This window comes from Aporhodopirellula sallentina SM41 (assembly GCF_000346505.1).
GTDB classification, from domain to species: Bacteria; Planctomycetota; Planctomycetia; order Pirellulales; family Pirellulaceae; genus Rhodopirellula; species Rhodopirellula sallentina.
Genome location: NZ_ANOH01000286.1, coordinates 1 through 6,034, shown reverse-complemented (window position 1 = coordinate 6,034; position 6,034 = coordinate 1). Strand labels below are relative to the sequence as shown.

Here is a 6,034-nt window from a genome sequence, read left to right as displayed (position 1 = left end):
TCCGCGGGATCGGACTCTTCCCACGCGCGTCGAATTTCTCGCAGACCGTACGCACACAACTCGAATTGATCGCTCAAACGGTCCAACAGATCGCACGGCGGGCGAGTCTCGTCGGCTTGGATGGTGGATGCGATTTTGTAAGAACGTTTGCCGTGATGGAAGTAATCCAGCAACTCATCCGGCGAACCTTTGCCGTTCCCACGAACGCTCTCGGGAAACATTCCTGAACGGAACAACGTCACGTCTCCGATGTGCCGGTGCACCTCTCGACGCGCCATCCCGATCCTCCGTTCCGCCTCACACATCAATTGGAACACCTCGGTGGCGGGACGTCCGTCATCGCGGCGTACACGCTGGATCGCGTCGACACGTGTGAACCTCAACATCAATTCGCTGACGTACTCCACCAACTGAACATCGGCCACGCCGAGTTTGGTCTGGAAGATGTACTCAGACAGTCCGCTGAGAAAACGATCGAGCGTCGATCGCTTGGGCTGAGAATGATCAGGCATAACATTGCTCCTTCGAAGACGAAGGGTCCACTCGCCGACGGAGTTGGAAAACACCAGAGAAACCGAGCGAGTCAAAAAACCTGAAATTCAGAATTAATTACCCCAGAAGACCGCGTCAAGTCGAATTTTGTGCGGCAATCCTCTTAGGCTGGGCGACTCGCCGTTAAGTTTCCTATACGGGCGAGGTGCAGATTTCGTTCGCGGTGCGGCTAAAATCGCAGATTCAAATATGCCGATTATTCGGAAACCGGCCGAAACGACCGTGTGTTTCGCGTTCAGTCATCGAACGCGGAGCCCGTCTTCGCCACGAACACATCCTCGAGGCTCGCCCGTCCAAACGCGATCGAATGAACGTTCTCACCGAGACGTTTGGCGATCGGGTCGACCAATGTTGCCAAGTCCGCGACTCCGGTGTTCTGACTGGTTACACGGAGCGTGTTGCCAATCCGAATCGGATCGATTTGCAGTTCGGTACGCAGCACCGACTCGGCTGCCTCCGCGTCATCAGCCACGATCGACAGCACACGGTCGCCGACTTCCCGCTGCAAAACGGACGGCGGCGCATCAGCGATCTTCTTTCCCGAATCGAGCAGAACGACCCGCGACGCTTTCGCGGCTTCGTCCATCAAGTGCGTGGTCAACATCACCGCCACACCTTCGGCCGCCAACGACTCGAGTGCATCCCACAACGCGAGCCGCGCCGCAGGATCCAACCCGGTACTCGGCTCGTCGAGCAACATCACCGGCGGACGGTGCAACAGGCCCTTGGCCAACTCCACCCGTCGCTTCAGACCGCCCGACAAGGTTTGGCAAAACTCGTTGCGACGATCCTCGAGCGAAAACTGTTTCAACAACTCGTCACATCGCCGGGTCAGCCGACTGCCACTGAGTCCGTACAACGCACCCTGGCATCGCATGTTTTCGATCACCGTGAGTTTGATGTCCAAACTCGGGGATTGAAAGATAATCCCCAACCGTCCGCGGGCCGCCATCGTCTGCGTCGCCAAGTCCGCACCGGCGATACTCGCTCGGCCGGATTGCAGCGGCAACAACGTACTGAGAATGCGGAACAGAGTCGTCTTCCCGCTACCGTTGCGTCCGAGCACGGCGACAATCTCGCCACCACGCACCGACAGGTCAAAGTCATCCAGCGCGAGCGTTTCGCCATAACGATGACTTACCGCAGAAACGTCCACCAGCGGAGCCGCCTCCGCCGTGTCGTTGATTTTGTTGCTACCTAGCGGCATCTCCCGCGTCGCTGTCGACTCGGTCATTACAGTCCGATCATCCGCAAAGTCATGACGAGCAACACAGCCGGCAAAACAACCAACGACCATCGCAGCATTTTGCGTGCTCGGGTGTCTTCGGGCGACTGTTGGAATCGCAACGACGCTTTCAACAACGGCCAGCACGCCGCCGCCACCAAAGCCGCCATGATGAAACTCGCAGGCGACATCAACAACTCGCCCGCAGGAGCAAAACACGCCACCACGCCACACGTCGCCAACGTCAGCGTGCCGACAATGCTCTGCCACGCCGCACTGCGTCCGGTCGGTTCGACCGTCGTGGTCATTTGGAAACCAGCCTCCGCGTACTGACGCCGGTACAACCAAGCGATCGCCATGAAGTGCGGGTACTGCCAACACGCGAGCACACCGAACAACATCCACCCCGGCAAATCAGTCAACTGGCCGCCGGCCGCGGTGTATCCCATGAACACCGGCAACGCACCTGCAATGGCACCTACCGTGGTATTCCATGCCGTACGCGTCTTCATCGGCGTGTAAATCAAAACGTACATCGCCCACGTCGCCACACCGACCGCCGCCGGCATCACACCGAATTGCCATGCGAGCAGCGCCGTGCCCACGATCCCGGAAATCGCCGTCGCTGAGACTCCAAGCGCCAACGACCTCCGCCGCGACGCCAGTGGACGGGTCGCGGTGCGAGGCATCAAGGTATCGATCACGCGTTCCCAAACTTGGTTGGCCGCGCCCGCACTGCCGGCGACCAATCCGGTCCCCAACAGCAATACCGCCCACGCCAGCAACGATAAACTCACGCCGGTCGGTCCCGCCATCGCGATCCAAGCCGACGCCGCCGTCGTGACCAAAATCATCATCACGATCCGAGGCTTCGTCAGCTCGATCAAATCGCGGACCAGCGTCGGCTCACGTCGTGCACGGCGAGCCGCCTTTCCGCCGGCAGCGTCTGTATCCGAAACGACCGCCGCGGCCGCGGAATCCGACAGCACCACGTCGCGAAGCGGTTCGTCATTCTGCTCGGCCATCACGGGCGGTTCATCCAAGAGTGCAGTCGACGATTCGCGGCAATCGGTCGCCATGAGCGGCCTCGTGAGAGTTAGTGAGATAAGATGAGCAGACGGTGCTAGGAAATCGGCGGAAATTCACTGCGGGTCGAACGTTACGAGGCCAACGCGTCGAAAGCCAAATCAACGCAAACCAGCCACATCGAGCGACGCCAGCACGCTGCGCCGACGCCACAATCGAACCGTTATCAATGTCGTCACCGCCAAAATCAACGATCCCGTGGCGACATGCCCCGTCACGATCCAAGCGTCCAGCAGGTTTTTCGACTCTAACCGATACGTTTGGCTGCCAGGCAACGAATCCAACAGCGGCGGGTACCCGTAATTCACGATCCAAGTCCCCACCCCGAGCAGAATCTGCACGGCCACTAAGCATATCAATCCTGCCGCAGGACGCGATAGCGTCAAATCGCCGCACCCCCGCATTCGCCACCAAGCGATCCCCGCAAACAGCCACAACAGAAACGCCATCGATGCGTGCGTCATCGCGGTGTGAGCGAACATTCCCGGGCTCGCCGTCGGCAAAGCGTGCCGCAGTTGTGCCCCGAAAACAATTTGCGAGTACGCCGCCAGGACCATCAAAATCGGCAAGAACAACCGAGGCGACGGTCGTGCGCCTTCCTCCGATTGACCGATCCCCGCTGCCGCCAAAACCGAATCACGCCGCCACCGTGCCCCCGTCACACACGCCGCCACCACGCACAACGCGAAGAACGCCGGCCCGGTGCAACCGTGCACCATCGCCAACACACGAGCACTCATCGTCACCCGCAGTCCGCCCAAAACGCCCTGGCCGATCACTGCCGCCAGGACCGCGACAGCGAGAACCGTGATCCATCGTCGCGAGTCGCCCAACCAGCAAGCGATCAAGAAACCGATCGCGACAAAACCGACCAACGCGCCGAGCAACCGGTGACCGTGTTCGATAAACAAGTCGAACGGCCCGAGCAACCATGTCGAAAGGGGATACAGAAAAAGGTTGTACCCGTACGTCCCCGGCCAATCGGGAACCGACATCCCGGCGTCATACGTCGTCACCAAACCGCCGACCCAAATCAGCGGCCAGACCAAAACGACCAACGCGACGGCCAACCGCCGCGGCCAAGGCGAATCGCCCCGACCTGGCTGTGAACTGCCCAACTGCCCACTGCCTGACTGCCCTGTGGCGGGCTCTCGCGTGGTGGTATTGGAACTGACATCCGAATCGACGCCGGAACCGACGTTCTCGGCAACCGTTTCTTCCTTGTTCTCCGGCATCACCGCTCTCCTCGGTCGTGGATGCGTTCGCCTGCCATCCCGCCGACCACGGCTCCAATGGCACCGAAAAACGCCGAGGCGAGCAACCCACCCCAGCCGAGCAACCACATCAGCGAAAGCCCCACGCAAAGCCCAGTCAGAGCACCAACGGTTCGAAAGGTATCACGCATTTTGGTTGGGGAGAAAGCAAAGGCAGGAGAAAAGGAGGACCGAAAAACGCGAGGACGCGAAAACAACAAGACAGACAACAGCAAGACCCGGACAGGGGAACGGACACGCGGCGAAGCAGCCACCGGTCAATTTCCCCTCCTCAAATAATTCACCAGATCCCAAGCCTCGTCCGGCGACAATCCCGTCTTTCCGGCAGCCTCTTCACTGATGTCAACGCTCGGCATCGGCGTTCCCGCGATCCCGTGTTGGATTCGTCGGTACAGCGTCTCAGGATCGTCGCCTCCGTGGAAGACGCCGTTGGTCAACACTCTCGGATCGATCTGCCGTGGAGGCAACGCGCCGGCGCTGCGGAACGGTTTGACCGCTTCCTTGTCCGTCGGGTCGATCCCGATTCGCGTCGTGAAATCCTTCGTCCAGTCGTCATAGTCGAGCGTGGGCAGACCGCCCTCACCACCCACGCCATGGCATCCGGCACAATTCGCGATCTGGCCGTGAAAGATCTCTTTGCCGCGAGCAATCGAGGCCGCCAATTCGTCGCCCTCGAGTTCCTGCCGCGGCGGCACCGGCGTCGACGTTGCACTCACCCATCGCCCGACCACGTCGTCGATGACTTCCGCGATCGCTTCGCCGCCCTCAGTCAACTCCTCAGGCATCACGGCCGACTCTTCGGGCATCTCCGACGTTTTCTCTGCATCCTCTGACATCGCCGCATCGTCCTGGGTCGACACCAACATGATCCGCAACTCATCCTCCGGCGGTGTCGTGTCGTAGTCCAACATATCGACGGCAAAGGACAGCAGTTCGCGTTCGACTTCGCCTCGCACCGACAGGTAAATCACATAGTCAATGATCGCTTCGCGGTCCGAAGGAGGCAGCAGCGAGAAACTCGGCATCGGCGTGCCCGGGATGCCGCGTTGCAGCAACTCAGCCAAATCTTCTCGGGTTGGTTTTTCCGAACGCGCCGTCGACTTCCATTTGAAAACGCCTGCACGAAAGTCACGCGGGTAGGGAACCTGATACCGCGACGCCGGCCCCGCACCGCTGCCCGAGACACCGTGACAGACGACGCAGTGTTCTTGGTACAGCCCGGTGTGAGCGTTTTTTTGGTTGCTCGACACGCCACCGGCAGCGACCTGCAACCGCTCGACCGAAACCAGATTGCGTTGATCGTCGTTGGCCATCCAACTCGCCGGCCACCGTGGCGATTGCGGCGTGCCGAACAACGCTTCGACCACCGGTTCGACGTCCTCCATCGCCGCCTGAGTCGGGATATCCCGAGAAATCTCCAGCGAAATCGCACGAACGAGGTTCGACTCAAATTCCGGCGGAGCTTCACGGCAACCGGCCAGCGAAACCAACATCACTCCGAGAACGAACACCCCAAAACCGCCCCGAAAAATCCAACCACGATCAGGTCGAAACGGTTCGGCAGGCGAGAGAGGCGAAACAGCCTTGAGCAGCCGTGGCGAGACAGCCCTGAGCTGCCATGGTGAAACAACCCTGAGCGGCAGATGCAAGACAGCACTGAGCTGCAGATGCAAGACAGCCCTGAGTGAGGAAGGCAAACCAACCATGAGCGATAGAAACGAACTTGGGGGATAAAGGGTGACACCGTATTGTCTCGACGCGTCCGCTCCTGAAAACCGCCCTGAGGCAAGAAACCGAGCTTCCGCGACGAATCGTCGCGGCAACCGCGACCTCACCCCTACCAACCGCAAACCTCCCCCCAAAGCAAACCCACCCAAGATTCCCGGCCTTCCCCGGA

General features: G+C 60.1%; 6 protein-coding genes. All 6 read right to left on the bottom strand.

Annotated elements, in window-relative coordinates:
* A partial coding sequence (locus RSSM_RS19645; protein WP_008682676.1) for a hypothetical protein occupies positions 1-512 on the bottom strand: 512 nt, incomplete at its 3' end.
* A gap of 275 nt (positions 513-787) precedes the next feature.
* Positions 788-1,786 (bottom strand): ABC transporter ATP-binding protein, encoded by a 999-nt coding sequence (locus RSSM_RS19640; protein WP_008682674.1) that lies wholly within the window; start codon positions 1,784-1,786, stop codon positions 788-790.
* Complete coding sequence (locus tag RSSM_RS19635; protein WP_008682672.1) at positions 1,786-2,856, bottom strand: protoheme IX farnesyltransferase; 1,071 nt, start codon at positions 2,854-2,856, stop codon at positions 1,786-1,788. Before RSSM_RS19635 ends, RSSM_RS19640 begins: the two co-directional genes overlap by 1 nt.
* Before the next feature lie 108 nt (positions 2,857-2,964).
* Positions 2,965-4,098 (bottom strand): COX15/CtaA family protein, encoded by a 1,134-nt coding sequence (locus tag RSSM_RS19630; protein WP_008682671.1) that lies wholly within the window; start codon positions 4,096-4,098, stop codon positions 2,965-2,967.
* Positions 4,098-4,268, bottom strand: coding sequence for a hypothetical protein (locus RSSM_RS34170; RefSeq protein ID WP_044303075.1), 171 nt, complete (start codon positions 4,266-4,268; stop codon positions 4,098-4,100). Before RSSM_RS34170 ends, RSSM_RS19630 begins: the two co-directional genes overlap by 1 nt.
* 126 nt (positions 4,269-4,394) lie before the next feature.
* Positions 4,395-5,843, bottom strand: coding sequence for a cytochrome c (locus tag RSSM_RS19620; protein ID WP_008682667.1), 1,449 nt, complete (start codon positions 5,841-5,843; stop codon positions 4,395-4,397).
* Between the last annotated feature and the right edge of the window lie 191 nt (positions 5,844-6,034).